At 40.2% G+C, this 26608-nt stretch carries 23 protein-coding genes; 9 read left to right on the top strand and 14 right to left on the bottom strand.

What is annotated here, in order from left to right; all coding sequences use genetic code 11:
* Positions 1 to 30: 30 nt before the first annotated feature.
* The gene (locus tag I6F47_RS10355) at positions 31 to 597 is read right to left on the bottom strand and encodes a phosphoribosyltransferase (protein ID WP_007377478.1); all 567 of its coding nucleotides are present in this window, start codon (positions 595 to 597) and stop codon (positions 31 to 33) included.
* Between the two features lie 183 nt (positions 598 to 780).
* A complete protein-coding gene (gene pepB / locus I6F47_RS10350) occupies positions 781 to 2076 on the bottom strand; it encodes an aminopeptidase PepB (RefSeq protein ID WP_024589754.1) in 1296 nt (431 codons plus the stop codon).
* A gap of 123 nt (positions 2077 to 2199) precedes the next feature.
* Here pepB and sfsA point away from each other — a divergent pair, with 123 nt between their 5' ends.
* The 8 genes from sfsA to I6F47_RS10310 all read left to right on the top strand — a co-directional run bounded on the left by sfsA (position 2200) and on the right by I6F47_RS10310 (position 8637).
* Complete coding sequence (sfsA, locus tag I6F47_RS10345) at positions 2200 to 2919, top strand: DNA/RNA nuclease SfsA (RefSeq protein WP_007587160.1); 720 nt, start codon at positions 2200 to 2202, stop codon at positions 2917 to 2919.
* Positions 2920 to 3235: 316 nt separating this feature from the next.
* Positions 3236 to 3679: an RNA polymerase-binding protein DksA gene (dksA, locus tag I6F47_RS10340; RefSeq protein WP_002962671.1), complete on the top strand. Its 444-nt coding sequence runs from the start codon at positions 3236 to 3238 to the stop codon at positions 3677 to 3679.
* Positions 3680 to 3699: 20 nt separating this feature from the next.
* Positions 3700 to 4644 (top strand): tRNA glutamyl-Q(34) synthetase GluQRS, encoded by a 945-nt coding sequence (gene gluQRS / locus I6F47_RS10335; protein WP_197183789.1) that lies wholly within the window; start codon positions 3700 to 3702, stop codon positions 4642 to 4644.
* A 78-nt stretch (positions 4645 to 4722) separates the two neighbouring features.
* Positions 4723 to 6204 carry a polynucleotide adenylyltransferase PcnB gene (gene pcnB, locus I6F47_RS10330; protein ID WP_024608323.1) on the top strand — a complete coding sequence of 494 codons (1482 nt, stop codon included), beginning with the start codon at positions 4723 to 4725 and terminating at the stop codon, positions 6202 to 6204.
* A 4-nt stretch (positions 6205 to 6208) separates the two neighbouring features.
* Positions 6209 to 6694 (top strand): 2-amino-4-hydroxy-6-hydroxymethyldihydropteridine diphosphokinase, encoded by a 486-nt coding sequence (folK, locus tag I6F47_RS10325; protein ID WP_024593696.1) that lies wholly within the window; start codon positions 6209 to 6211, stop codon positions 6692 to 6694.
* 30 nt (positions 6695 to 6724) lie between these two features.
* On the top strand, positions 6725 to 7519 hold the full coding sequence (gene panB / locus I6F47_RS10320) for a 3-methyl-2-oxobutanoate hydroxymethyltransferase (protein ID WP_007587166.1): 795 nt from the start codon (positions 6725 to 6727) through the stop codon (positions 7517 to 7519).
* Positions 7519 to 8367, top strand: coding sequence for a pantoate--beta-alanine ligase (gene panC / locus I6F47_RS10315; RefSeq protein ID WP_007587167.1), 849 nt, complete (start codon positions 7519 to 7521; stop codon positions 8365 to 8367). Before panB ends, panC begins: the two co-directional genes overlap by 1 nt.
* Before the next feature lie 33 nt (positions 8368 to 8400).
* Positions 8401 to 8637 (top strand): hypothetical protein, encoded by a 237-nt coding sequence (locus tag I6F47_RS10310; RefSeq protein ID WP_007587168.1) that lies wholly within the window; start codon positions 8401 to 8403, stop codon positions 8635 to 8637.
* Positions 8638 to 8870: 233 nt separating this feature from the next.
* On the opposite strand, the gene I6F47_RS10305 is transcribed toward I6F47_RS10310, so the two are convergent.
* From I6F47_RS10305 to I6F47_RS10250, 12 genes are all read right to left on the bottom strand, one after another.
* Entirely contained in the window at positions 8871 to 9839 is a 969-nt protein-coding gene (locus I6F47_RS10305; RefSeq protein WP_010554592.1) for a PstS family phosphate ABC transporter substrate-binding protein, read from the bottom strand.
* Positions 9840 to 9954: 115 nt separating this feature from the next.
* Positions 9955 to 11262 (bottom strand): phosphate regulon sensor histidine kinase PhoR, encoded by a 1308-nt coding sequence (phoR, locus tag I6F47_RS10300; RefSeq protein WP_007587170.1) that lies wholly within the window; start codon positions 11260 to 11262, stop codon positions 9955 to 9957.
* Between the two features lie 65 nt (positions 11263 to 11327).
* Positions 11328 to 12017 carry a phosphate regulon transcriptional regulator PhoB gene (gene phoB / locus I6F47_RS10295; RefSeq protein ID WP_006791869.1) on the bottom strand — a complete coding sequence of 230 codons (690 nt, stop codon included), beginning with the start codon at positions 12015 to 12017 and terminating at the stop codon, positions 11328 to 11330.
* A gap of 724 nt (positions 12018 to 12741) precedes the next feature.
* On the bottom strand, positions 12742 to 13806 hold the full coding sequence (gene fba, locus I6F47_RS10290; RefSeq protein WP_007587174.1) for a class II fructose-bisphosphate aldolase: 1065 nt from the start codon (positions 13804 to 13806) through the stop codon (positions 12742 to 12744).
* A gap of 201 nt (positions 13807 to 14007) precedes the next feature.
* A complete protein-coding gene (locus I6F47_RS10285) occupies positions 14008 to 15183 on the bottom strand; it encodes a phosphoglycerate kinase (RefSeq protein ID WP_007587175.1) in 1176 nt (391 codons plus the stop codon).
* A gap of 64 nt (positions 15184 to 15247) precedes the next feature.
* Positions 15248 to 16264: an erythrose-4-phosphate dehydrogenase gene (epd, locus tag I6F47_RS10280; RefSeq protein WP_007587176.1), complete on the bottom strand. Its 1017-nt coding sequence runs from the start codon at positions 16262 to 16264 to the stop codon at positions 15248 to 15250.
* 178 nt (positions 16265 to 16442) lie between these two features.
* Positions 16443 to 17105, bottom strand: a complete 663-nt coding sequence (locus I6F47_RS10275) for a peroxiredoxin-like family protein (RefSeq protein ID WP_024589750.1) — start codon at positions 17103 to 17105, stop codon at positions 16443 to 16445.
* 79 nt (positions 17106 to 17184) lie between these two features.
* Positions 17185 to 17919 (bottom strand): SIMPL domain-containing protein, encoded by a 735-nt coding sequence (locus I6F47_RS10270; protein ID WP_197183788.1) that lies wholly within the window; start codon positions 17917 to 17919, stop codon positions 17185 to 17187.
* Between the two features lie 124 nt (positions 17920 to 18043).
* Entirely contained in the window at positions 18044 to 18667 is a 624-nt protein-coding gene (locus I6F47_RS10265) for a 3'-5' exonuclease (RefSeq protein WP_165736254.1), read from the bottom strand.
* A gap of 15 nt (positions 18668 to 18682) precedes the next feature.
* Positions 18683 to 20521 carry a DUF294 nucleotidyltransferase-like domain-containing protein gene (locus I6F47_RS10260; protein ID WP_197183787.1) on the bottom strand — a complete coding sequence of 613 codons (1839 nt, stop codon included), beginning with the start codon at positions 20519 to 20521 and terminating at the stop codon, positions 18683 to 18685.
* Between the two features lie 125 nt (positions 20522 to 20646).
* Positions 20647 to 22371, bottom strand: coding sequence for a sodium:solute symporter family protein (locus tag I6F47_RS10255; RefSeq protein WP_007587184.1), 1725 nt, complete (start codon positions 22369 to 22371; stop codon positions 20647 to 20649).
* Between the two features lie 10 nt (positions 22372 to 22381).
* Positions 22382 to 22645: a DUF4212 domain-containing protein gene (locus tag I6F47_RS10250; RefSeq protein ID WP_002961535.1), complete on the bottom strand. Its 264-nt coding sequence runs from the start codon at positions 22643 to 22645 to the stop codon at positions 22382 to 22384.
* A 414-nt stretch (positions 22646 to 23059) separates the two neighbouring features.
* Between I6F47_RS10250 and I6F47_RS10245 the strand changes: the two genes are divergently transcribed.
* Positions 23060 to 26500, top strand: coding sequence for a PAS domain-containing hybrid sensor histidine kinase/response regulator (locus tag I6F47_RS10245; protein ID WP_197183786.1), 3441 nt, complete (start codon positions 23060 to 23062; stop codon positions 26498 to 26500).
* Positions 26501 to 26608 lie beyond the last annotated feature (108 nt).

Below are 26608 nucleotides of genomic sequence, written 5' to 3'. Positions count from 1 at the left end.
CGGCCTTTTTTTATTTATGCAAATTACTAATTACTTCTCTAGCAAAATGTCATGAATTTTCGCAAGATCAGATTTACCAGCAATAATTTCATCCGGTGTTAAACCCGATAATTCATGCGGGAACACTAACCACTCTTCAGATTCATGAATATAATAATCTGGAACAGTGTCTACTTTTGAGTTTTTTGGCTTGTAGTACGGGCATGCAATACGAATATCACGTGGCAAGTTTAAGCGCATAAGCTCTGAAAGCTTTTCTTTTAATGCAACAATACTACGACCTGAGTCAAATACATCATCAACAATTAATAATGAATCACCTGCATTTGCGTTCTCTACAATGTAATGTAAGCCGTGTACTTTAATTTCTTTCGACTGTTTACCAATACCGTAATAAGACGATGTACGTACTGCAATGTGATCAGTCTCAATGCCTTTGTAATCGTAATATTCTTGAACAGCAATACCGATCGGTGCACCACCTCGCCAAATACCAATAATAAAATCAGGACGAAAGCCATCTTGGTATACTTGTGCCGCTACGCGGAACGAATCTTCAAGCAGCTGTTGAGCTGTGATGTAGCACTTATCTGACATAATTAGAAACCCCAGTGGTGGATATAAGATTTGAGCGCAGCTTAGAGTTAAGCAAAAATTAAACTCAAACAGGTATTGGCGACTGATTTTACCGTAAATGAAATAAAATTGCTTGCCTGTAAATTAAAAAATAGGCACCCAAGGGTGCCTATTTTTAGCGTAAAAAGCGTAATTTAGTAAATATTATGCTTTTTCTTGTAAAGTACGAGCAACTGTACGCATACCTTGAGTTGTTGCACCCGCTGCCCATTGACTTGTACTGCCCATGTTAAATGCAGCCGCTAAATCGATGTGTACCCAGCCTTTGCCATCGTTTGGCACAAAGCGCGATAAAAAGCCTGCAGCATTCGATGCACCGCCATAACCGCCACCTTTTTGTGCACGGCTATTCGCCGTATCAGCATAAGGAGATGGGCAGTTTTGTTGATGCCATTTTTCAAGAGGAAGTGGCCAAGCAGCTTCCATTTCTTGAGATGCAAAACTCTCAACTTCACGTACAAGTTCTTTATCAAGTGCAAATAATGCATTGTACTCTTGGCCAACAGCAACAAGCGCTGCGCCAGTTAGTGTTGCTGCATCAATAATAAGTGGAGCGCCAGTCTCCCCTGCGGCCATTAGGCCATCTGCAAGTACTAAGCGACCTTCAGCATCCGTGTTTACAATTTCAACTGTCGTGCCATTTTTATAAGTAAGAATGTCACCTAATTTGTATGCATGACCCGAAATTAAGTTCTCAGCACAACATAAAAACAGTTTAATACGTTTTTCAATACCACGGTTAATAGCCAATGCTAAACCTGCAGTTACTGTTGCAGCGCCGCCCATGTCGCACTTCATACCAAGCATACCTTCGCTTGATTTAATTGAGTAACCACCTGAGTCAAACGTAATACCTTTACCTACAAGCGCTGCACTTACTGGTGCATTTTCGTCGCCTGTTGGGTTGTAATCAAGCTCAAGCAATACTGGCGGGCGAACACTACCGCGACCAACAGCATGAATACCAATCCACTGTTGCTCTAGTAACGCATCACCTTTAATAATTTGGTAACTTACATGCTCAGGCGCTAATGATTGAATAAACTCAGCTGCTTTTTCAGCAAGGCTTTCTGGGTAAATGTCATCGGCAGTCCCGTTAACCATTTCACGTGCCCAAATTGCTGACGTTTTTAAGTGAGCAAGTTCTTTAATATCTGATTGTGCGTTATCAACAAACTCAACACCATTTAACGATTTTGGTGTTACAAAGCCTTGATAAAAAGCCCACTGGCTTTCTGTACACCAAGCATCGCCTGCTAATTCAACGTTTTTAATACCTTGGATTGCAATAGTACGACCAGCTTTTTGAACATTTTTCAATGTTTCTTGCTCAGACAAATGAACAGTTGCACCGCGCTCATTAAAAGACAATGACGCATTATCGCCCCAATGACTCGCTGCTGCTTGTTCGCTTAGTTGAACAACAAATTTTTCACTCATGTTAGAATACCCTTGCACTTAAATGTGCCACCGAGTTTACTATAGAGCGCTTAAGTTCCCAACAGCTTGAGATAAATAACATAAACCACACTGCTGTGCAGTATTTACGCTTTGGAAGTTATCATGAAGTACACGCCAACTCTGCAACCTGCCACCTTATTAAAACGCTACAAACGCTTTTTAGCTGATTTACAATTAAGTGATGGCAGTGAATTTACCGCCCACTGTGCTAATACGGGTAAAATGACGGGATGCGCAGAGCCGGGTTTTGCTGCTTTTTATTCAACAAGCGATAACGCAAAACGAAAATACCCGCATTCATTAGAGCTTACGCAAAATAACTTATCGCAGCTTATTTGTGTAAATACAGCAGTGGCTAATAAAGTAGTAGAAGAAGCAATAAACAATAATGTAATAAGCGAGCTACTCGACTACAGTCAATTGCAAAGCGAAGTAAAGTACGGCAGCGAAAACAGCAGAATCGACTTTTTGCTCACTGACGAAAATAAGCCTGATTGCTACGTAGAAGTTAAATCAGTCACATTATTAAGCGAAGATGCACCACAAAGCGGGCAAGGCTACTTTCCTGATGCGCAAACACTGCGCGGACAAAAGCATATTCGCGAACTAATAGAAATGATCGAACAAGGCCACCGAGCAGTATTACTGTTCGCTGTTTTGCATGAAGGAATAAATACAGTAAGTGCAGCTGCGCATATTGATAAAAAATACGCCACGCTATTAAGCCAAGCAATAATAGCCGGCGTTGAAGTATTAGCATACAAGGCCACAATTTCTGCTAATGAAGTTTTACTTCATAAAAAAATAGTATTTGCACAATAGTGTATTAAACCAAGGGATTGAACTAAGCGTAATTTGCAAAATAAGCAAAGTACTCAAATTAAAAAAAGTTATACAAAGTGAATTATAAAAATTAACTTGTTTTTAAAGCTTTTGCCCACATAACAAGGCAAGTTTTAGAAAGCGAATATGTGAATTAATTAAAAGTGTAAATAGACTATTAATACACTTTTTACTCAGTAAGCATGGTTGAAGCTAATTCGATTAATTAAAAATAAATTTGCCTAGGATATAAGATTCTGTTATTTATACCGCCGGCTAATGCTGAGGCATTAAATTAAGGATTTAGGAGAGAGTTATGCCAGACCAAAAGAAACATGGTTTATTGGCTCAAGCCGGTTTAGAACCATACCAAGAAAAACCAGGCGAAGAGTACATGAATGATGCACAACGTGCTCATTTTAGAGCGATTTTAGAAACTTGGCGTAATGATTTACGTAACGAAGTTGATCGTACTAAATCACACATGCAAGACGAAGCTGCTAACTTTCCTGACCCAGTTGACCGCGCTGCACAAGAAGAAGAGTTCTCTTTAGAACTTCGTACTCGTGACCGCGAACGTAAATTAATCAAAAAAATTGAAAAAACAATTAATTTGATTAAAGAAGATGATTTTGGCTTTTGTGAGTCTTGTGGCATCGAAATTGGCATACGTCGCTTAGAAGCACGTCCTACTGCCGATTTATGCGTAGACTGCAAAACACTTGCAGAAATCAAAGAAAAGCAATCTGGACGCGGCTAATTAATATTTATTAATTAGTTATGTCTCCTACAGCCGTTACTGCGCCTATGCGTAAATATCGCGGTCGTTTTGCACCGTCTCCTTCTGGGCCATTACATTTTGGCTCACTTGTAGCGGCTGTGGGTAGTTATCTAGATGCAAAAGCTAACCAAGGAGATTGGTTAGTTCGTATTGAAGACATTGACACTACGCGCGTGGTTAAAAACGCCGACTCCGATATTCTTAATACCTTACATGCCTACGCCCTTCACTGGGACGAACCTGTTGTATATCAAACGCAGCGTCTGCCTTTATACCAAGATATTACCCACTCACTTTTAAAACAAAAACTTGTTTATGGTTGCACCTGTACTCGCAAACAAATAAAAGCTATTGGCGGTATTTATCAGGGGCATTGCCAAGCACTTAATCATAATACTCAATCTGGTGCGCTTCGCTTAATTCAGCAACATCCAACGACTAAATTTAATGATTTAATTCAAGGTGATATAACAGTAAATAGTGCCCTTTCCCATGAAGATTACTTAATTAAACGCAGCGATGACTTATTTGCATATCAACTTGTTGTGGTCGTCGATGATATTGATCAAGGGATTAACCGAATTGTAAGAGGCGCTGATTTAATTGAGCCAACCGCACGGCAAATTAGTTTATTTAAACAACTCGATAGCCCTGTGCCTGAATTTGCTCATTTACCTTTAGCGGTTGCCAAGCCTGGTTTCAAATTGTCTAAACAAAATTATGCTCCTGCCATTAGCAAACAAAATCCAAAGCCTGCTTTAATTAGTGCATTTGAATTTTTAGGATTGCCTGTTATAGCTGATTTAATCGATTTAAATATTGAACAATTAATCGCTTGGGGAATTAAAAACTTTAGCTTAAAACAGGTACCACAAGTATCCGAAATACAAATTTCTCAGCATCCACGTAGTCAGAAAGTCCAATTTACACATTTAAGTAAATAAAATAGCTAAAAACGGCTTAATTTCAACACATCAACTTAATTTTTAAACCCTGCTGGTATATGATAGCCGCCTAAATATATGCTAATTACGTCAAACAGCTTGTACTGGGCTATAACCGCCCCATTTGCTGTAACTTTTGATTGCGATGCAGAGTCAATCACACCTTCTAGGAGACAGACTATTATTTCCAAGCTTTTTCAATTTTGCCGACAAATAATCGGCCCGAATACCAGTGCCGAAAGCGCTTCTGTAAGCAGTGAACCTATTGTTGTCACTCGTGGTGAGCATGGTATTTCTCGCAAACAATTTAGCCCAAATGCAATCAAAGTATTATACCGCTTAAAAGACGGTGGCTACGATGCCTACCTTGTTGGTGGTTGTATTCGCGATATATTGTTAGGCCAACAGCCAAAAGATTTTGACGTAGTTACTAACGCGACGCCAGATCAAGTAAAAAAACTATTTAGAAACTGTCGCCTTATTGGCCGTCGCTTTCGTTTAGCACATATTGTATTTGGCCGTGAAATTATTGAAGTGGCGACTATGCGTGGCCACCACGAAGCGCAAGAAGACAAAAATCAAATAAGCCAATCAAGCGATGAAGGCCAGTTACTACGTGACAACGTATTTGGCAGTATTGAAGAAGATGCAGAACGCCGCGACTTTTCAATCAATGCACTTTATTACTCAATCAAAGATTTTAGTATTCACGATTACGCCAACGGCTTAGCGGCAATTAAAGCTAAACAAATTGAGCTAATCGGCGACCCTGAAACGCGTTACCGCGAAGATCCTGTTCGTATGTTACGTGCAGTTCGCTTTGCTACTAAACTTGATATGAGCATTGCGCCTAAAAGTGAAAAACCAATTAGCGAGCTTGCAAGTTTGCTTGATAACATTCCGCCAGCACGTTTATTTGAAGAAATTCTTAAGCTGTTTTTAAATGGCAAGGCCGAAGCTAACTTTTTAATGCTGCGTAAATACGGCTTATTCCGCTCACTGTTTCCTGAGCTTGATAAAATCTTAGATAAAAACCCAAGTGGCTTAGAACACACGCTTATTCAGCAAATGTTTCAAAATACCGACAAACGTATTAATGCAGATAAAAAAGTAACACCAGCGTTTATTTTTGCCGCACTACTTTGGTTCCCACTGCTTGAACGTACTAAAAAGATTCAAAGCCAAGAGCAACTACCTGAGTACGATGCTTTCGCACAAGCAATGAATAAAGTACTAAGCGATAACTCACAACACATTGCGGTTCCTAAACGCTTTACTTTAGGTGCTCGCGATATTTGGCATATTCAACACCGTTTGGATAAACGCGCAGGCCAACGTGCTTACAGACTAACGCAGCAACCTCGCTTTAAAGCCGCCTACGACTTTTTACTCTTACGCGTAGACGCGGGCGAAACACAGCATACTGAGCTTGCCCAGTGGTGGACACAATACTTAAGCCAAGATATAAACGGCCAAAAAGAGATGGTTAAAAACTTAGGCCACCAAGGTGGTCCTAAGCCGCGAAAGCGCCGTCGACCTACTAAAAAGCCAGCTGAGTAATAACATGTACTGTGTTTATTTGGGTTTAGGTGCCAACCTAAACTCACCAAAAGAGCAGCTTGATAACGCGGTAATCGCGCTTAAAAAGCTGCCTAATTGTGAATTTATAAACGTATCGCATTACTATGCAAGTAAGCCTATGGGCCCACAAGATCAACCAGACTATATCAATGCAGTAGCGTGCATTAAAACGACCCTTGAGCCAGAGCAATTACTTGATTTAACGCAACGTATTGAACTTGAGCATGGTCGAGTAAGAAAGGCTGAGCGTTGGGGTCCACGCACACTTGATATCGATACTCTATTATTTGATGATCAAATTATAAATACGGTGCGCTTAACTGTGCCTCATTATGGTTTGAATAATCGCGAGTTTGTGGTTTATCCACTATTAGAGCTTGCACCTGAACTTATTTTACCTAGCGGCATTGCATTAAAAACCATTGCAAATAATTTACCGCTCAACGACTTACAACAATTACCTCTGTAATTAACCTAGGCTTTTGCCTGCGAGGATATTATGTCTAAAATAACCGTTTCTACTTTAAATAAAATGAAAGCAGAAAATAACAAAATTACTGCATTAACAGCCTACGACGCTAGTTTTGCAAAGTTATTTCATGATAACGGCGTTGAAGTTATTTTAGTGGGCGACTCTTTGGGCATGGTACTACAAGGCGGCGATGACACCCTTGGCGTAACCAATCAAGATATTGCATATCATACCCGCTGTGTACGCGCGGGTAGCCGCGAATTATTTGTAATTGCTGACTTACCTTTTATGACCTACTCAAGCGTAAGTGATACTTGTAAAAATGCAGCTGAGCTTATGCGCGCTGGCGCAAACATGATTAAGCTTGAAGGCGGAGAATGGCTTTACGAGAGCATTAAAACGCTTACTCAACAAGGTATTCCAGTTTGTGGGCATTTAGGCCTTACACCACAGTCAGTACATGTATTTGGCGGCTTTAAAATACAAGGTCGCGAAGAAGACAAAGCACAAAAAATGATTGATGACGCAAAAGCACTTGAAGCTGCTGGCGCACAATTATTAGTACTTGAGTGTATTCCAAGTGCACTGGCAAAACGCATTACAGACGCCCTAAGCATCCCAACTATTGGTATTGGTGCAGGCAGCTTAACTGACGGCCAAATACTGGTAATGCATGACCTTGTTGGTATTTCAGCAGGTTACATTCCTAAATTTTCTAAAAACTTTTTGCTCGAAACAGGCAATATGCCTGCAGCCGTTCAAAAGTATTGTACAGACGTTAAAAATGGCGCGTTTCCAAGCGCTGAACACGAGTTTAAATAATGCAGTCAATTACTGAAATCAGATCGTTACGTAGTCAAATTAAAGCATGGCGCCAAGCGGGTCTTAGTGTGGCACTTGTGCCAACAATGGGCAACTTGCACCGTGGGCATTTTTCGCTAGTAGAAAAAGCAAAAAACTTAGCCGATAAAGTCGTTGTGAGTATTTTTGTTAACCCAATGCAATTTGGTGCTAACGAAGATTTAGATAACTATCCTCGTACACTAAACGAAGATAAACAAGGCCTTGCAGAACTAGGCACTGATATTGTATTTACCCCAAGTGTAGAAACAATTTATCCAAATGGACTTGGCGCACAGAGCTTTGTAGATGTGCCTGATATTTCATTAGGTTACTGTGGTGGCTCACGTCCTGGTCACTTTAGAGGTGTTGCCACGGTAGTTACAAAATTATTTAACCTTGTACAACCCGATTACGCCTGCTTTGGTGAAAAAGATTTTCAGCAACTGCAAGTAATTAAAACCATGGCACGCGACCTATCAATTCCGGTTGAAGTTATTGGTGTACCTACAATGCGAGAAGTTTCTGGCCTTGCTATGAGCTCACGTAATGGTTACTTATCTGATGAGCAAAAAGCGACTGCAACCGTATTATTTAAAGCACTTAATACATGCGCTGAGCAACTTAAAAGCGGCGAAAAAGACTTCGTAAAACTTGAAAGCTTAGCTAAACAGAGCTTAGAGCAAGCTGGCCTAAAGCCAGACTATTTTGAGATTGCTCAACGAGATACATTAAAAACTGCTACAATCGAAGATACTCAATTTGTTATTTTAGCCGCAGCCTATTTTGGTGGTGTTAGATTGATCGACAATATTCAAGTCGAAATTTAATATTATTGCGACTCCATTTTAAGGATAAGAAGCATGCACACTTTAATAAAAACAAGCGTAGTCGCCCTTACTTTTGCACTATTAGTAGGTTGCCAAAACCAAGTTGAAAACCCTGAAATGAATCAGTGTGCTCAGCAAAATTACCAATGCGAAAGTACATGTGAACAGCAAACAACTGCTGAGGGCTTAAAGCAGCAAGTATGCTCTGGAAAATGTGTTGAGAGCTACAACCAATGTAAAGCACAAGCCGAAAAATTAGGTAATATTTAATTCCTTAAAGTTTTTAGTTTTAGGCACAAAAAAACCGCTCAATGAGCGGTTTTTTATTGCCTATGGTTTATCATACCAATTTTATTAAAAACATGACCATTCTAGCGTATTAAATAACTCACTAACTACGTTAAAAATTATTTATATAGAACAACTATGTATCATAATTTTAGCCTTGTTATTGCGCTATTTTCTTATCGCTATAATAACTCACTAATTTAATGCAATTGGTATTAGTTCAAACCAAGCTTTTTAAGTTCTGTTTTTACTAGCTTTGCAGAAAGTGGTACATAACCATCTTTTTCTACAATTTGCTGACCATCTTTTGAAAGTACCATTCTTAAAAATTGTTCTTCCATAGGTGATAGTGGCTTATTCGGGTGTTTATTCACATAAACATATAAAAAGCGCGATAGCGGGTATTTACCTTGCGCAACGTTATCAAGTGTTGCATCAACAAAGTTATCGCCTTTTTTAGCAAGCGGTACTGTACGTACGCCCGATGTTTTATAGCCGATACCAGAGTAACCAATTGCATTTAATGAAGATGAAATTGACTGTACTACTGATGCAGAACCCGGTTGCTCATTTACATTATTACGGAAATCACCTTTACAAAGTGCTTTCTTTTTAAAGTAGCCATACGTACCTGATACTGAGTTGCGTCCGTAAAGTTGCACATCTTTAGCTGCCCAATCACCTGTTAGGCCGACATCGCTCCAACGATTAACTTGCTCTGGTGCGCCACATTTACGAGTAGATGAAAAAATAGCATCTACTTGGTCAATACGAAGACCTTCAATTGGGTTATCTTTATGTACAAATACAGCAAGTGCATCAATAGCTACGCGAACTTCTGTTGGCTTGTAACCGTAACGTTTTTCGAACGCTTCGATTTCTTTAGATTTCATTTTACGGCTCATTGGACCTAGGTTAGCTGTACCTTCGGTAAGTGCCGGTGGTGCAGTAGAAGAACCTGCCGCTTGAATTTGAATATTTACATTTGGGTAAATACGTTTGTACTCTTCAGCCCAGAACGTCATCATGTTGGCTAAAGTGTCAGAACCTACTGATGAGAAGTTACCTGAAACACCACTAATTTTTTGATACTCAGGAATATCTTGATCTAAAGCAACTGCTTGTGCAGATACGAAAGTTGTAACAGCCACACCCATTGCGGCAACTAAGTTTTTAAATTTCATGTAGGGTTCTCCGGTTTGTTCGTCCCATTTTCTAACTGCTGCCCACTCTAAAGTGAGTACATGACAGTTACATTACTCTTAAATGACACTTTTATGACTTTGCTTTTCAGCCTAATTACTTAGCTAGCGAAACTATCTTATCTATTGAAAATTCGAAAGAAAAACACGAACCTTTGTTAACTTCACTGCTAATATTTAATTTACTATCGTGGCGCGTTAGTACATGTTTTGTAATCGCAAGCCCTAAACCTGAGCCACCTGTTGTTCTGCTGCGGGCTTTATCAACACGATAAAAACGCTCAGTTAAACGGTTAATATGCTCTGGCGCAATACCATCACCATTATCGGTAACACTAAAACACGCTTTATTGTTTTTGCGCTGCCAACACACTTCCACTTTGCCACCGGGTTTAGTGTAATGAATGGCGTTAAATACTAAATTAGAAAACGCACTACGCAGTTCATCCTCAGAGCCTTTAATATCGAGGGTTTTATCAATATTAAAAATAAGCTCATGGCCTTTGTCTTGATTAATTGAGTTTGCCTCAGTGTGAATATAACCAAGTAATTGCGGTACGTTTATGGCTTTATCGTTATCTTGGCGACGAGCACCTTCAATACGTGAAAGCGATAATAATTGGCTGACTAAGCTATCCATGCGCTTGCATTGTTCAAGCATAGTATTTTGCGCTTTGTTCCACATTGCTGGCGGCGGCATCATGTCGCCATCCATCATCTCAAGATACCCAGTAACCACTGTAAGCGGTGTACGTAGTTCGTGTGACACATTGGCTACAAAGTCTTTACGCATCTGTTCTAGCTGTTTTAAGCGCGTTACATCACGCACAACAACCATAAGTTGCGTGCTTGCATAAGGCATTACCCTAAATTCTAGTACTTGCTCAATGCTATGGCCATTATCCAGCTCAAGCGCGTCGTCAAATTCACCTTTGTGCATGTATTTAGCAAACTTAGGTTCGCGAATTAAATTATCAAGACGCTGACCATGATCGGTTGGCCACTGCAAACCAAGCACTTTAAGGGCTAATTGATTACACCACACAATACTTAAATCGTTTTGTAATACCACTACCGCATCAGGTACTGCTTCAGCCCCATCGCGAAAGCGACGAATTAAATCAGCAAGCTCATTACGTTTTTTACGATTACGGTGCTGTAGATGATAAATACCTTCAAACACTTGCTCCCATGCACCCTCGCCCTCAGGTGGATTAAAGCTACGTTGATTAAGTAGCCAATCGCTCAAACGATAAAGTTGATGGTAGTGCCAAATAAGGAGGGAAAAAGATCCTAAAAATAAAAGCAAAAATGGCGCGCCAACTAGCACACCAATTAATAGTAAGGGTAAAAAATAGATAAACAGGCGCTTTACTAACGCCTGCTTATTAACAACTCGATACATACACTCACTTTACCTTAGAGTAGTAATACATGCGTATTTCATACATTAGCTAAGCTTTAAGCTGATCACAGCTTACTTGAAAAACGATATCCAGCACCACGTACAGTTTGCACCAAACGGTCATGTCCAAGTGGGCCAATTGCTTTACGCAGACGACGAATGTGCACATCAACCGTGCGATCTTCTACGTAAACATTAGTTCCCCATACATGATCAAGCAGTTGTTCACGGCTATAAACACGCTCTGGGTGAGTCATAAAAAAGTGCAGTAATCTAAATTCGGTTGGCCCCATATCAAGCTCGTTACCTTCTGAGGTAACACGATGCGAAATAGGGTCTAAACGCAGGCCATGTACTTCAATAGCTTCTTCTAATGAGGTTGGCGATACACGGCGAATAACCGCTTTAATACGCGCCATAAGCTCTTTAGGAGAAAACGGCTTAGTGACGTAATCGTCAGCACCTACTTCAAGACCGCGTACTTTGTCTTCTTCTTCGCCGCGGGCTGTAAGCATAATAATTGGGATTTGGCGGGTGTGTTCGTTTTGCTTAAACTTTTTAGCAATTTGAATACCGCTTCCACCTGGTAACATCCAATCAAGTAAAACCATATCTGGGTAAGGTTCAACCATAGCTGCAATAGCAGAGTCGTAATCTTCTGCTTCAATTGCTTGAAATCCATTTTGCTCTAAAACAAAAACCAACATCTCCCTAATAGGAGCTTCGTCATCTACGACTAGTACTTTACGTGACATTCCAATTTATCTCTTACGCTATCGAATTAGTTTTCATTATTATGACTAAGTATGACATTTTTATGAAAGTGTAACGTGTAAATTAAAATGGTGGTAAAAAAAACACAAATTAGTGACAAAAAACCTCATTAACGTCATATTTTTAAAACCTTTTTAATATTTAACGTAATAAAAAGAGATTTACGATAAATTTATAAAATAGCTAATTTTTGAAATTATCTACTTTTTGTCGCTAGTTAAATCATTAAATAATACAAAATTAGCTGGGATCATTGTTTTACTAACCAAGACATTTTTACAGATCGATCGTTTAAAAGTAACTTTAAAGCTATTTTAAAATTAACAAACCCGCCTGTGTAACAATCAATACGTTTAAAAATAGATCTAAATTTTACTAAGCTCCAAATAAAGGATCAGATTTTTACCAAGCCGATCCACTCTCAGATCAGAGTTGTACCTAGTCAAAGCCATAAGTTGTTGATTGTTTATACAAATAAATAACGATCAAATTATCTCAGAGCCTAAAATAGCGAAAAAGTGTATTTGGCTTAGTAAAGTAATGATCCGAAAAGGCTATGTTAGTAAATGCGTGATCCCAAAGTACGGCGTTGATAGTACAGCGATCTGATCAATAGAAGCCGTAACCTGCAATATAAAAAGGGCTGACATTAAAAAAGCCAGCAACAAAGTTACTGGCTTAAATGATCAATTATAAATTGATCTATTATCTAATTTTAGGGTCTAGTTCGCCGCTTAAGTATTTAAGGTGCATTTCATCAAGTGAAATTGGCTTAATTTTACTAGCCTGACCAGAAGTACCAAACGAGTTATAGCGTGCAACACAAATCTCTGTCATCGCTTTAGTTGCTTCAGCTAAGTATTTACGTGGATCGAAGTTAGATGGGTTAAGCGCCATATGACGGCGAATTGCACCGGTAGATGCTAAACGTAAATCGGTATCAATATTTACCTTACGAACACCAAACTTAATACCTTCAACAATCTGTTCAACTGGCACACCATAAGTTTCTGGAATTTCGCCACCATACTGATTAATAATTTCTAACCATTCTTGAGGAACTGAAGATGAACCATGCATCACTAAATGCGTGTTAGGAATACGTGCATGAATCGCTTTAATGCGGTCAATCGCTAAAATGTCATCTGTTGGTGGGCGAGTAAATTTATAAGCTCCGTGCGAAGTACCACAGGCAATTGCAAGTGCATCAACATGTGTTTTATTTACAAAGTCAGCCGCTTCTTCTGGGTCTGTTAGCATTTGCTCAGTGGTTAGTAACCCTTCTGCGCCAACACCATCTTCTTCGCCAGCTTCACCGGTTTCCAGTGAACCAAGTACACCTAGCTCGCCTTCAACCGATACGCCACAAGCATGCGCCATAGCAACAGTTTCGCGCGTTACTTCTACATTGTATTCGTAGCTTGAAGGAGTTTTACCGTCGCTCATTAACGAGCCATCCATCATTACTGATGAAAAACCAAGCTGAATTGAACGCTGACATACGCCTGGCGATGTGCCGTGATCTTGGTGCATAACAACCGGAATATGTGGCCATTCTTCAACGGCTGCTAAAATCATATGACGAATAAATGGAGCACCAGCATAAGCACGTGCGCCAGCTGATCCCTGAACGATTACTGGGCTGTTTGTTTTGTCAGCCGCTTCCATTATTGCGCGCATTTGCTCTTGATTGTTAACGTTAAAAGCAGGTACGCCGTAACCATGCTCTGCTGCATGATCTAAAAGTTGTCGCATACTGATTAAAGCCATTGGGTATTCTCCAATTTATCGACAGTAGTTCCCTACCATCTAGTTTGAACGGATGTGTTAGTTTGGCGTTATAACAACGCCACGAAAAACCACTGCTTTGCAGTAATATTCCATCTAAATTAACTATTAAATTAGGGTGAGAGGTATTTAATAATTAATTGTCGGTGAGGGCTATTACCCCCTCACCTTACGCTACTAAAATTACTTAGCGCGCGACTCTAGCATTTCAACTGCTGGAAGTTTTTTGCCTTCTAAAAACTCTAAGAACGCACCACCACCAGTAGAAATATAAGAAACTTTATCGGCAATGCCGTATTTATCAATTGCGGCTAAGGTATCACCACCACCAGCAATTGAAAACGCATTTGAGTTAGCAATTGCTTGTGCAATAGCACGTGTGCCATTACCAAATTGGTCAAACTCGAACACGCCAACAGGGCCATTCCATACAACAGTGCCCGCATTTGCAATAATTTTTGCAAGCTTGCTCGCTGTATCAGGACCAATATCAAAAATCATATCGTCGCTTGTTACTTCGCTTACATCTTTAAGCGTAGCTACAGCAGATTCAGAAAACTCATTACCAACAACTACGTCAGTCGGTACCGGAATTTCACCATTATTAGCAATCGCTGCTGCACATAAGCGGTTAGCTTCATCCATTAAATCTGGTTCGTAAAGCGATTTACCAACTGGGCTACCTGATGCAGCAATAAAGGTATTTGCAATACCGCCACCGGTAACTAATTGGTCAACAATTTTAGAAAGTGAATCTAAAACGGTTAGCTTAGTTGAAACTTTAGAACCACCAACAATCGCCACTAATGGACGAGCTGGGTTATCAAGTGCTTTGCCTAACGCTTCTAGTTCAGCTGATAACAATGGACCTGCACATGCCACATCAGCAAATAAGCCAACGCCATGCGTAGATGCTTGTGCACGGTGAGCCGTACCAAATGCATCCATTACATATACATCACACAGTGCTGCAAGTTGCTTAGATAACGCTTCGTCGTTTTTCTTCTCGCCTTTGTTAAAGCGCACATTTTCAAAAACAACAACTTCGTTATCAGCAATATCAACACCGTTTAGGTAATCTTTTTCTAAACGTACAGTTTGCTCAAGGGCATCGTTTAAGTAATCAGCGACAGGTGCTAGCGAAAACGCTTCATCATATTCCCCTTCCGTAGGACGGCCAAGGTGTGACATAACCATTACTTTAGCACCCATCTCAAGCGCTAATTTAATAGTAGGTAGTGCTGCACGAATACGCGCATCTGACGTCACTTTACCTGCTTTAACTGGTACATTTAAATCTTCACGAATTAATACGCGTTTGCCGTTTAAATCTAAATCTGCCATTTTTATGACCGACATGAACATCTCCTTAGTTAACGATACTGAACCTGAAAAATACGTTTAAAATTATTATATTAATAAATTACTTATTCACTGCCATCATAGCACGCGCTGTGTCGAGCATACGATTAGCAAAACCCCATTCGTTATCACACCATACTAATAACTTTATCAGTCGTTTGTGACTAACACGTGTTTGTGTGCCATCAATAATACAAGAATGTGGGTCGTGATTAAAATCAACCGACACAAGCGGCTCTTCGGTATAACTTAAAATACCTTCTAAGCGGTCTTTTGCTTGTGCTTTAAGTGCGTTATTTACTGCGTTTAAATCTACATCGGTATTAACCGTTACACTTAAATCCATTGCCGTTACATTTATAGTCGGTACACGTACGGCGATGGCTTCAAAACGGCCTTTAAATTTAGGTAAAATACGGTCTATACCACGGGCGAGCTTTGTATCAACTGGAATAATTGATTGGCTTGCAGCGCGAGTACGGCGTAAATCATGATGATAACCATCAATCACTTGTTGATCGTTCATCGACGCATGAATAGTTGTAATAGCGCCCGACTCAATACCAAATGCATCATCTAATACTTTAATAACCGGCACAACACAGTTAGTTGTACACGAGCCGTTAGACACAATTGTGTGTTCGTTTTTAAGCTCATCGTCGTTAATGCCATACACAATCGTAGCATCAACATCGTTATCGGCCGGATGCGAAAACAACACCTTTTTAGCGCCTGCGGTAATATGTAACTGCGCATGTTCACGCGAGTGATAAACACCCGTACATTCAAGTACAACGTCTACATCGAGCGTTTGCCAAGGTAATTCAATTGGGTTTTCTTCACAAAAAAGTGCAATGGTATCGCCTGCAACACTAATGGTGTCTTCACCAAGTTTTACAGGAAAAGAAAAACGACCGTGGGATGTGTCGTATTTTAATAAATGAGCAATAGCTTCAGGATCAGCAAGTTCGTTAATCGCAACAATTTTTATATCGTCGCTCAAACCAGACTCGTATAACGCGCGGACAATATTTCGACCAATACGACCAAAACCATTAATTGCAAGTTTGATTGCCATGAAATATAAAATCCACTCTTTTAGCGTGCAGATAAAGGCAATACGCCTTTTAGATGGCTGTATTGTAATCGACCTTGAGCATTATTATAAGAGGGTAGCATTAGAAACTTTAAATTAAGGTTAAAGAGCTTACGCATTGCAAGCTCTTCGATGGTTCTGACTTTTTAAATTAAGTTTTTTATACTAAATTTTTCAATGCGTTAATTATATCTTCTGGCTCAGAACGAGTACGATAATCAACATCAACATAACGCCAAGTCACTTTACCTTGTTTATCTAAAACAAAGGTGGCAGGGATCGGTAAAACACTACTATTGCCATTGTTAACCGACTCTAAATCTAGGCCTCGGTCTACTCGCATATGCTCTAGTAAAAATGTGGGTACTTGCCATGCTACGCCGTAGCTTGCTGCTACATCGGCATTTTGATCACTCAGCACTAAAAAATCCATTTTACTTATTTCATCATCACTAAGTGAGCCATCGGGTACTTGCGGGCTAATAGCCACCAATTGTGCGCCTAATGCGTGAATTTCAGGTAAACGTGCTTGAAGCGCTTTGAGCTGTAAATTGCAGTACGGACACCAACTTCCACGATAAAAAGTAACAACCACAGGTCCTTTAGCAAGTAACTCGGTTAACTGCACCGATTGACCATGTTGATTTGGTAACTCAAAACTTGGTGCGCTTTGGTTTAAATCAAGTGCATTAGCACCTTGCTGAAACGCTTTTGCTTGTGCAATCGTTTCATCAACACCTTTCATAAAATCAGGATTACCTTTACGCCCTGCTGCTATTTTTGCCTCAGTTTGTGCTTTTAACGTGTTATTTTCATCGCTCATTATATGGCTACCTTCAAATTAATCAAAAACTTAAAGCCAGCTTACATTATGAAAATGTATTTGAAATGAAAATTTCAACTTAATCATTTACTTCTAAATCAAACACCACGTTTATTGATGATTTAAATGTAATAGTTTCTTGCAGGTATCTACCTTGCTCAAATGGATTTCTAATAACTTTAGAACCGCTCACAACTATTCTCTCAAAATCATCTACGCCATAACCATAACTTGAACGGTTAGAATTGGAATTAATACTGTAAATTTTTCCAAGCTCTGCGCCAAATGCTTTGGCAAGCTTACCCCCTTTAACTATAGCGTTATTTATTGCGCCTTGTGTTGCTTCAGCTTTTAACTGCGCGGCTTTTGAAGACATAAGCTCAATATTCGTCAGTTCATTAATTTTTACACTTAATGCAAAATCGATAAAATCATTCAACTTTTCAATATTTCTTAATGTTACTTTAAGTGTTCTTGTTGCTACATATCCTGCATTAATCATTGTGCCACTCTCAACATTAAACTTGTCGTCATCATTGTAAGTTAACAGGCTTGTAGCAGAAACATCTGTCTCCTTAACACCATACTTGCTTAAACCTTTAAGTAACAAATTTACTCGGTCATCAACATCACGTTTTGCATCAAGTGATTTGTCTTTAAAGCTTATTACTTCAAAAGAAATCTTAGCCATATCGGGCTTTGCTAATACCTCTGCAGTACCCTGCACTGCAATATGGCGATTAGCAGGCAAGCTTGAATTAGCAAAAGTGATAAGTGGGAATAATGTTAGAAAAATAGTGATAATGAGTTTCATATTCGTTCCTTGGAGTAATTAGTTAAATAATGACTACGTAACTGTACCTATAGTCATACGGATAACAATAAAAGTAAACTGCTCTTTATTGTAGGCGGGAGTTTATCTCGCGCCTACAGCCAACCTACATCAACTCTGCTACTTTTAACTCTTTGCCACGGCTTATTTGATGGCACTGCGCTAGCAGTAACTCGGCGGTGGCTTGTGCATCGGTCAGTGCATGATGGCAATGATAGCTTGGTAACTCATAACGTGTGCGGCAAGCATTAAGGGTTAAATCATCTTGTTTTATTTCAGTTGAATGATGGAGTAAGCGCTTTTGTTCAATATGGAGTGTGTCGATTATGAGTTTAGGACGTATAGTTATATTGGCATTTTTAAGCGCTATTTTTAAAAACCCCCAATCGAGCATGGCATTATGAAACACTAAAATACAGTCGCTAAAATGGCAGCTCAATTGCGTTAATATACTGCACAAGCTCTGTCCTTTTGTTATAGCATCGTCGCTAATCCCATGAAAAACAGGACTTTGCTCAAGGCTTTTTACGTCTTTATTTATAAGGTGCTGTGACTCGCTCATTTTTATACATTGGTTATCTATTATCACCCACGCTACCGATACAATTTCGTGCTGTTTTGCATCAAGGCCAGTGAGCTCTAAATCAATCACCAAATAACGTTGTTGTAAGGCATTTTTACCTAGTAATTTACGGCGCTTTAAATACCGAGTGAGCAGCTTTTTTACCATGTTAGTAATTCATCATTATAAACTGCCGCGAGCAAACTTAAACGCGGCGGCTTGCTGCGCTTGTTTAACAAGGTAAAACGCTTCTTTTAGTTGATGGCGCTCTAGTGAGTTTAATTTATTAGGGTTAATGCAATTACTCGGTAAGCCCTCTTCGTTTATTTGTGTACTCAAACGAAGCTGCGTTAAGAACCGCCAGCAGTCTTTTAGGTTGTATATATCTTCTTTGCTGATCAGTTTATGTTTTAGTAGTGCGTCCAACCGCTCTTGTGTGTTGGCGCGCCTAATACCCGCTTTTAAAGCGTATAACCGCACTATGTCATTTATAATTACGACACCACGTTTTTTTAAATCTATGTATTTATTATTTTGATCTGTTTTTTCGGTTTTAAATTTATTAAATAAACCAATTGGCACGCTGTTGCTGCTTATGTCGGTTGCCATTGCGGCATAGAATAAGTCGTTACGCGATATACGAATTAATTGCTCGCAAAAAGCGGTGTATAAAGCATTTGAACCTTCAATAAATCGCAGGTCAAAAAATATTTTACAGTTGAGCATTGCATTAGGAGTAGGGCTTTTTATCCATTTAAAAAAGCGCTCGCTCCAGTCGTTTACGCTCATCCGGCACTCATCGCTGCTTGCCATTATATTACCTGGGCAACGCCTAATGCCGCATTCAACTAAGTTTTCACATACAAACTCTCCCATGCTTTTAAAGTAAGCGTGTTGATCGGGGGTTAAGTCGTTAGGGAGTAATAAGCCGTTGTCTTGATCCGAATGCAGAGTTTGTTCTTCGCGTGCTTGCGAGCCAAAGCAAATAAAACTAAAGCTGGTTGGCGCTGCGCCATGATCTTCTTGAAATAAGTGAATAAGGCGCGATGTAAGCGCATCGGTTAAACCACTGAGTAATTTACCAATTAGCGATATGTCGTCAATGTTGTACGAAAAACCACGCAAAAGTTCGGGAATTTCTTTTGCGTAGCGTTTTAAATCAGTAACAGTATGCGCTTTATATATGCGCCCAATAAGCTGTACGGGGTCGCTTTTTTGTTGGCGCAGTAAATCGGTGCTGGTTATCATCCCTATAGGGTTATGGTTTTCGTCAAGCACGGGCAAATGATGAATATTGTATTTAAGCATTAGGTGCAGCGCCGAAAACACCCGGTTATTTTCAAATATAAACTTGGGCTTGGCGGTCATAATACTGCTTACTGCGTCTTGTGGATCTACCTCGTCGGCAAGTACTCGGTTACGTAAGTCGCGGTCGGTTACCACCCCAACTAAGTGCGCGTGCTGCGTTATCATTATTGACGATACGCCATGCTCTTTCATTTTTTTAGCGCTTTGCCTAATACTTGCATCGGGCGTAAGCGTAATTGCTGTGCGCGTCATCAGCTCTGATATTTTACGTTCAGACCAACTATCGTTTTTACTTTTATAATGCGATGACAACAACCGGTTAGCATGAGCGCGTACAAAGTATTGCTCAAACGATTTATATTCTCTGCGTAAAAAATCAAAATGCGTTTGAGAGAGCATATACACTATGCCCTCTTTTTGTACTTCCAACCTATTTTGAATTGCCTCACCGGTTAACAGCGACGGAAAACCAAAGTAGTCACCTTGCGCTAAGCGTGTAACAACATCGCCCTTACCATCAACTAGGTCATACAAACCAGAGCGAATTAAAAACAGTTTAGGGTTTTCACTTTGTAACCACTGAGTTTGGTTTTCGCGGGTGAGGTAAATAATATCAAGATGATTTACAAAATATTCGTATGCGCTGATATCAAGCAGTGTAAAAGGCGCTTGCAAACAAACGTATTGGGCTATTTCTTGTTGTTCTACACTCATTGTATTCGCTCTTTAAATGGTGATGTACCAATCTAATGTACTTATTTATTAAACAAATAAAAAGCCCGACTAAAGTCGGGCTTTTGGTGCTTTATGTTTTCTAAACTATATCTATAAATTGTAGCCTAGTGGTCGTGTGCTTCTGCAGACCCTTTAGGGTTACGGATGCTTTCAACCATTTCTTGAATTTCAACCGGTGTGGGTTTAGTAAACTTAAGAACAATTGCAGCAACTGCAAAGTTAATAATCATACCAATTAAGCCAATACCTTCAGGCGAAATACCTAAGAACCAGTTTTCAGGGCTGTTTAGCTCTGGGCTAACAAACTTGAAGAAGATGATATACGCAGCGGTAAAGCCAATACCCGTTACCATGCCTGCAATTGCGCCTTCGCGGTTCATTGTTTTAGAGAATATACCCATAATAATTGCTGGGAAGAAACTCGCTGCCGCCAAGCCGAATGCAAATGCCACTACCGACGCCACAAACCCAGGCGGGTTAATACCAAAGTACGCGGAGATAACAATAGCGACCATGGCTGCCAACCTCGCTGCAAGTAACTCTTGCTTGTCGGTAATATCGGGCTTGAGGGTTCGCTTGAGTAAATCGTGCGAAACGGAGGTCGAAATAACCAGTAGTAAACCTGCTGTTGTAGAAAGTGCAGCGGCAATACCACCAGCAGCTACAAGTGCGATTACCCATGCTGGTAAGTTAGCAATCTCTGGATTTGCTAATACCATAATGTCGCGGTCTACGTTTACTTCGTTAGCACTGTTCGGATCGGTGATTTTACCCGCCGTGTAGAACATTTTGCCATCGCCGTTTTTATCATCAAATGTAATTAAACCTGTGCGTTCCCAGTTTTTAATCCATCCTGGTGCTTCTGCGTAAGCTGTACCGCTACCGTCTTTACCATTAATAGTATCAACCATGTTTACGCGAGCAAAGGCTGCAACCGCAGGTGCTGTAGTATAAACAATCGCGATGAACACAAGTGTCCATGCTGCAGAAATACGCGTGTCTTTTACACGAGGTACAGTGAAAAAGCGAACAATTACGTGTGGTAAACCAGCAGTACCTACCATTAATGCACCAGTAATAGCGAACACGTCAATCATGCTCTTAGAGCCTTCGGTATATTGCGCAAAACCAAGTTCAGCGCTTAAGCCGTCTAGTTTATCAAGTACGTACACGCCATCGCTGCCAATTAATGTGGCACCAAAACCGGTTTGTGGGAAGAAGTGACCCGTCATCATCATCGAGATAAAAATGGCTGGTACAAGGTAGGCAAATACAAGTACACAATACTGCGCTACTTGTGTGTAGGTAATGCCTTTCATGCCGCCAAGTACCGCATAAAAGAATACAATCACCATACCAATGTAAACACCGGTTTCAATTTCTACTTCTAAAAAGCGTGAAAATACCACGCCTACGCCACGCATTTGCCCTGCAATGTAAGTAAAGCAAATGAATATGGCACATACAATTGCCACTAAACGTGCGGTGCGTGAATAGTAACGGTCGCCAATAAAGTCAGGAACAGTAAACTTGCCGAATTTACGTAAGTAAGGCGCTAAACACATGGCTAATAGTACATAACCACCTGTCCACCCCATTAAGTAAACACTGCCATCGTAACCTGCAAACGAAATAATACCCGCCATTGAAATAAACGACGCGGCGCTCATCCAATCGGCAGCCGTTGCCATACCATTAGCAAGAGGAGGTACGCCGCCACCTGCTACATAAAACTCTTTAGTTGAACCCGCACGGGCCCAAATTGCTATGCCGATATAAAGCGCAAAGCTTAAACCAACAATTATAAACGTGAGTGTTTGAACATCCATTGCTTAGCTCCTATTCGTCTACGCCGTATTTTTTATCTAACGTATTCATTTTGAAAACGTACACAAAAATCAAAGCAACAAAGGTATAAATCGCGCCTTGCTGGGCGAACCAGAAGCCAAGTTTAAACCCAAAAAAACGCACTTCATTAAGTACATCAACCAGTAATATGCCAAAGCCGAAAGACACAACAAACCACACTGCTAACAGTTTAAATAACAGCGAAATGTTTTCTGCCCAATAAGCTTTTGCTTGTTCTTCATCTTTAAAAGCCATTTTTGTTTTCCCCTTTAAGCACCGCAATATCGCGATGAGTGGTTTTTTATCTTCGCTTACCAATTTAGCAACGCTGGTTACATATTGAATTGAGACCATAGTCGTAACAGCTTGTTAACGTTTACGTAAACTGTATTTATCATTCAAGCGTGTTTTATATATTTTTATATTATTTCAATTGCTTAGGCTGTTTTTGTAAGCTGGCTTTATGATTAAATTGGTAAGTTGGTTATTAATGCGACATTAGTCTAATGCTTGAGATGATTTTATTTTTGTTATTAATATTCAATAAGATAGAAATAAAATGAAAGTTTTATTTTAAATTCAAGCCTCACACTTAACCTCAGTTCTGGTATTGTGTTAATCCCTCATAGGGTTGAGGGACTATTTAAAATAATAAGGTTTAATAACAACATGACTGCCGTACTCATTATTGTTGCTTTAAGTTATATAGGTGTGCTGTTTTGGCTCGCCAATTGGGGCGATAAAACAACCCCTTTGGCAAAGCGTATTAGCCATCACCCTTTTGTGTATTCACTCTCACTTGGGATTTACTGTACCTCTTGGACTTACTACGGCTCAGTGGGTACAGCCGCCACCAGCAGTTGGAGTTATTTGCCGATATTATTGGGCCCTGCGCTGCTGTTTTTATTCGGCCAAGGGTTTTTACGTAAGCTGGTACTGGTAAGCAAAAAACAAAACATAACCACTATTGCTGACTTTATTTCAGCTCGTTACGGCAAACGCCAAACTACCGCTATTATGGTTACTGTTATTGCGTTGCTGGCGACTATTCCCTACATTGCACTGCAATTAAAAGCGCTTAGTACCAGCTTTTTACTTTTGCAAAACAGTAATAAAATATCAGGCGATATGCTCGCGCTTTCTGCCACATTAATTATGGCCTTATTTGCAATATTTTTTGGTACCCGCAAAGTGGACGTAACAGAGTATCGCTCTGGGTTAATGCTTGCTGTCGCGTTTGAATCAATGATTAAACTTATTGCACTTATTGCTGTAGCAGGCCTTGCTGTTTACACCTTATTTAATATGCCAGAGCCTACTTCAAATAAAGTAACCGAGTCGATTTGGGCCCATTGGAGCGACTTTAACTTCTTTAGCTTTAACTTTATTGGCCAGTCTTTAATGGCTGCGGCGGCTATTATATGTTTACCACGCCAGTTTCATGTAACCGTGGTCGACAACCAAAACAAACGCCACTTACTTACCGCTCGCTGGGCTTTTCCGCTGTATTTACTATTAACTGCCGCAATGATTTTACCTATTGCGACTGCGGCAATTCATCCTGAAATTGGCAGCGGCTATTCACCAGATAGCTTTGTACTTGCCCTACCGTTAATTAACGACAACGCCTTTTTAACCACCTTTGTATTTATAGGTGGTTTATCGGCCGCCACCGCAATGATAGTGGTAGCAACGCTTACATTAAGCACGATGATTTCAAACGATGTGGTATTACCCCTAATGCTACGTCGTAAATTTAAACGCAACTTAATTACCACCAGTTATAAGTCTCGTATTTTGCTTGTAAGGCGCTTTGCTATTGCAGGCATATTAATTTTGGCCTATTTCTATCAGCAATGGTTTGGCCATAGCAGCGCACTGGCAAGTATGGGCTTAGTTGCTTTTTCACTTGTTACTCAATTATTACCCGCTATTGTGGGCGGTTTATACTGGCGAAAAGGCCATGCTTATGGGGTTTATGCAGGTTTAGTAGCGGGCTTTATTTGCTGGGTACTATTTTTAATGCTGCCAATACTCGATGCCGGTGCAACGCTTGATAGCGAGCTACAACAAACGCTTATAACACGCGGAACCTTGATAGCTTTGTTTGCCAATATTGGGTGTTATATTAGTTTTTCACTTGGGGCTGAGGAACGCTTAATTGATAAGATTCAGGCAGCTGCTTTTGTTAACCCTAAAGATCAGGCTATTTTATCAAGGCGCTTAAATAAAGACGTAAAAGCCACTGTTTACGACTTTAAAATACTACTGCAAACCTTTTTAGGTATTCAGCGCAGCCAACAAGTATTGGCGCATTACGCACTCGCCCATCACTTAAGCGATAACAACGCACACCCAGAGCCTGAATTTATAGCCTACTGCGAACGCGCGTTAACAGGCGTGCTTGGCGCATCGTCAGCGCAAGCATTAATACATACGGTATCGTCGGGTAAGCGTATGGCGTTTGAAGAAGTTGTAAACTTTTTTGACGAAACCACACAAGCGCTGCAATTTAATCAAAATCTGTTATTTACCTCACTAGAAAATTTAAGCCATGGTATTTCAGTTGTCGATAAAGATTTAAAGCTAGTAGCTTGGAATAAACGCTACAGCGAAATGTTCGGCTACCCTGAAGGATTTTTAGAAGTAGGCCAACCCATAGAAGATATTATTAGATACAACGCTAACCGTGGTGAATGTGGCCCTGGCGAAATAGAACGCCAAGTAGAAAAACGTGTGCAGCATTTAAAATACGGCAGCTCGCATCACTTTATTCGCCACCGTCGTAATGGCCAAGTATACGAAATGATTGGTAATCCGCTGCCCGATGGCGGATTTGTTACCAGCTTTTCGGATATTACCAATCACATAAGTACGCAAAATGCGCTTGAAGAAGTAAACATGGATCTTGAAAACCGCATAGAAGCGCGAACTCAAGAAGTGCAAACCATTAATAGAGACTTACAAGCTCAAATAGATAGCAGGGTACAAACCGAGCAAGCACTTACTTTAGCCAAACGAGAAGCAGAGCAAGCCAACGACAGTAAAACGCGCTTTTTAGCACTGGCGAGCCACGACATTTTACAGCCGTTAAACGCAGCACGTTTATACCTTGCTGCCATTGACGAAAAGCAACTCGACAGCACTAACCAAAACAGCTTTGAAAAATTAGGCGACAGTCTCGATTCAACCGTGCATTTAATGTCGGCACTACTTGAAATAGCCAAGCTAGAACAAGGCGCTATGACCCCAACCCCTCGCCACTTTTATATTGAAGATATTTTAGCGCCATTGCAAAGTGAATACGCTATTTTATCAAGTGATAAAGGCCTTAAGCTTAGTGTGCGTTCAAACCAGCAAATTGTGCACAGCGATATAACCTATTTGCGCCGAATTATTCAAAACTTGGTCTCTAATGCAGTTAAATACACCGATAATGGCCGTGTATTAATTGCCTGTAGGAACCGAAAGCACAATTTACGAATAGAAGTATGGGATACAGGCCCTGGTATTAGCGAAGTAGAGCAAGCTAAAATATTTAACGACTTTTACCGTGTTGAGTCGGGCGATAACAAAGGCGTAGGCTTAGGCTTAGGTGTTGTAAAACGTATGGCTGACTTATTAAGTTTGCCGCTTGATGTGCATTCTGAGCCCAATAAAGGTAGCCGTTTTAGCATTGAAGTACCTTATGGTGACGAGCAGTTTGTACAACAAAAAAGTACGACAAACAGCCTAATAGAAAACCGTGCAACAATTAATATTGTTGCCGTGGACGACGATCCTGAAAACCTAGCAGCAATGGCAAGCTTACTTAAAAAGTGGCAAGCTAATTACACCTTGTTTGATAACGTAGATAATGTACTGGCGCATGCTAAGCAAAACCGCGCACCCGATGTTATTTTAATGGACTATCAATTAGGTAGTGATTGCGATGGCATAACGCTAATTAAAACCCTGCGCGAAATTTGGCAAAGCCAGGTACCCGCTATTTTAATTACCGCAGTACGCGACACCGAGCTTAAACAAGAAACCAAAGCCGCTAATATTCATTATTTAAGTAAACCAATTAAACCGGGCAAACTAAAGGCACTGCTTAATCACAGTACATAATAAGCGAGCAAAAAGTGTTCTAGTAAAAAGTGATCTAGTTAAAAGTATTCTAGTTAAAAGTATTCTAGTTAAAAGCTATCAAGTAATAGCGTAAAACAAAAAGCCCAG

This window comes from Pseudoalteromonas sp. NZS37 (assembly GCF_015864265.1).
Classification (GTDB): domain Bacteria; phylum Pseudomonadota; class Gammaproteobacteria; order Enterobacterales; family Alteromonadaceae; genus Pseudoalteromonas; species Pseudoalteromonas arctica.
This window is presented reverse-complemented; position numbering and strand designations above follow the sequence as displayed.

What these genes read in the sequence shown, in the direction of transcription:
- I6F47_RS10355 (WP_007377478.1), bottom strand. Translation starts at nt 597, where the DNA reads ATGTCAGATAAGTGCTACATCACAGCTCAACAGCTGCTTGAAGATTCG.
- pepB (WP_024589754.1), bottom strand. Translation starts at nt 2,076, where the DNA reads ATGAGTGAAAAATTTGTTGTTCAACTAAGCGAACAAGCAGCAGCGAGT.
- sfsA (WP_007587160.1), top strand. Translation starts at nt 2,200, where the DNA reads ATGAAGTACACGCCAACTCTGCAACCTGCCACCTTATTAAAACGCTAC.
- dksA (WP_002962671.1), top strand. Translation starts at nt 3,236, where the DNA reads ATGCCAGACCAAAAGAAACATGGTTTATTGGCTCAAGCCGGTTTAGAA.
- gluQRS (WP_197183789.1), top strand. Translation starts at nt 3,700, where the DNA reads ATGTCTCCTACAGCCGTTACTGCGCCTATGCGTAAATATCGCGGTCGT.
- pcnB (WP_024608323.1), top strand. Translation starts at nt 4,723, where the DNA reads ATGCTAATTACGTCAAACAGCTTGTACTGGGCTATAACCGCCCCATTT.
- folK (WP_024593696.1), top strand. Translation starts at nt 6,209, where the DNA reads ATGTACTGTGTTTATTTGGGTTTAGGTGCCAACCTAAACTCACCAAAA.
- panB (WP_007587166.1), top strand. Translation starts at nt 6,725, where the DNA reads ATGTCTAAAATAACCGTTTCTACTTTAAATAAAATGAAAGCAGAAAAT.
- panC (WP_007587167.1), top strand. Translation starts at nt 7,519, where the DNA reads ATGCAGTCAATTACTGAAATCAGATCGTTACGTAGTCAAATTAAAGCA.
- I6F47_RS10310 (WP_007587168.1), top strand. Translation starts at nt 8,401, where the DNA reads ATGCACACTTTAATAAAAACAAGCGTAGTCGCCCTTACTTTTGCACTA.
- I6F47_RS10305 (WP_010554592.1), bottom strand. Translation starts at nt 9,839, where the DNA reads ATGAAATTTAAAAACTTAGTTGCCGCAATGGGTGTGGCTGTTACAACT.
- phoR (WP_007587170.1), bottom strand. Translation starts at nt 11,262, where the DNA reads ATGTATCGAGTTGTTAATAAGCAGGCGTTAGTAAAGCGCCTGTTTATC.
- phoB (WP_006791869.1), bottom strand. Translation starts at nt 12,017, where the DNA reads ATGTCACGTAAAGTACTAGTCGTAGATGACGAAGCTCCTATTAGGGAG.
- fba (WP_007587174.1), bottom strand. Translation starts at nt 13,806, where the DNA reads ATGGCTTTAATCAGTATGCGACAACTTTTAGATCATGCAGCAGAGCAT.
- I6F47_RS10285 (WP_007587175.1), bottom strand. Translation starts at nt 15,183, where the DNA reads ATGTCGGTCATAAAAATGGCAGATTTAGATTTAAACGGCAAACGCGTA.
- epd (WP_007587176.1), bottom strand. Translation starts at nt 16,264, where the DNA reads ATGGCAATCAAACTTGCAATTAATGGTTTTGGTCGTATTGGTCGAAAT.
- I6F47_RS10275 (WP_024589750.1), bottom strand. Translation starts at nt 17,105, where the DNA reads ATGAGCGATGAAAATAACACGTTAAAAGCACAAACTGAGGCAAAAATA.
- I6F47_RS10270 (WP_197183788.1), bottom strand. Translation starts at nt 17,919, where the DNA reads ATGAAACTCATTATCACTATTTTTCTAACATTATTCCCACTTATCACT.
- I6F47_RS10265 (WP_165736254.1), bottom strand. Translation starts at nt 18,667, where the DNA reads ATGGTAAAAAAGCTGCTCACTCGGTATTTAAAGCGCCGTAAATTACTA.
- I6F47_RS10260 (WP_197183787.1), bottom strand. Translation starts at nt 20,521, where the DNA reads ATGAGTGTAGAACAACAAGAAATAGCCCAATACGTTTGTTTGCAAGCG.
- I6F47_RS10255 (WP_007587184.1), bottom strand. Translation starts at nt 22,371, where the DNA reads ATGGATGTTCAAACACTCACGTTTATAATTGTTGGTTTAAGCTTTGCG.
- I6F47_RS10250 (WP_002961535.1), bottom strand. Translation starts at nt 22,645, where the DNA reads ATGGCTTTTAAAGATGAAGAACAAGCAAAAGCTTATTGGGCAGAAAAC.
- I6F47_RS10245 (WP_197183786.1), top strand. Translation starts at nt 23,060, where the DNA reads ATGACTGCCGTACTCATTATTGTTGCTTTAAGTTATATAGGTGTGCTG.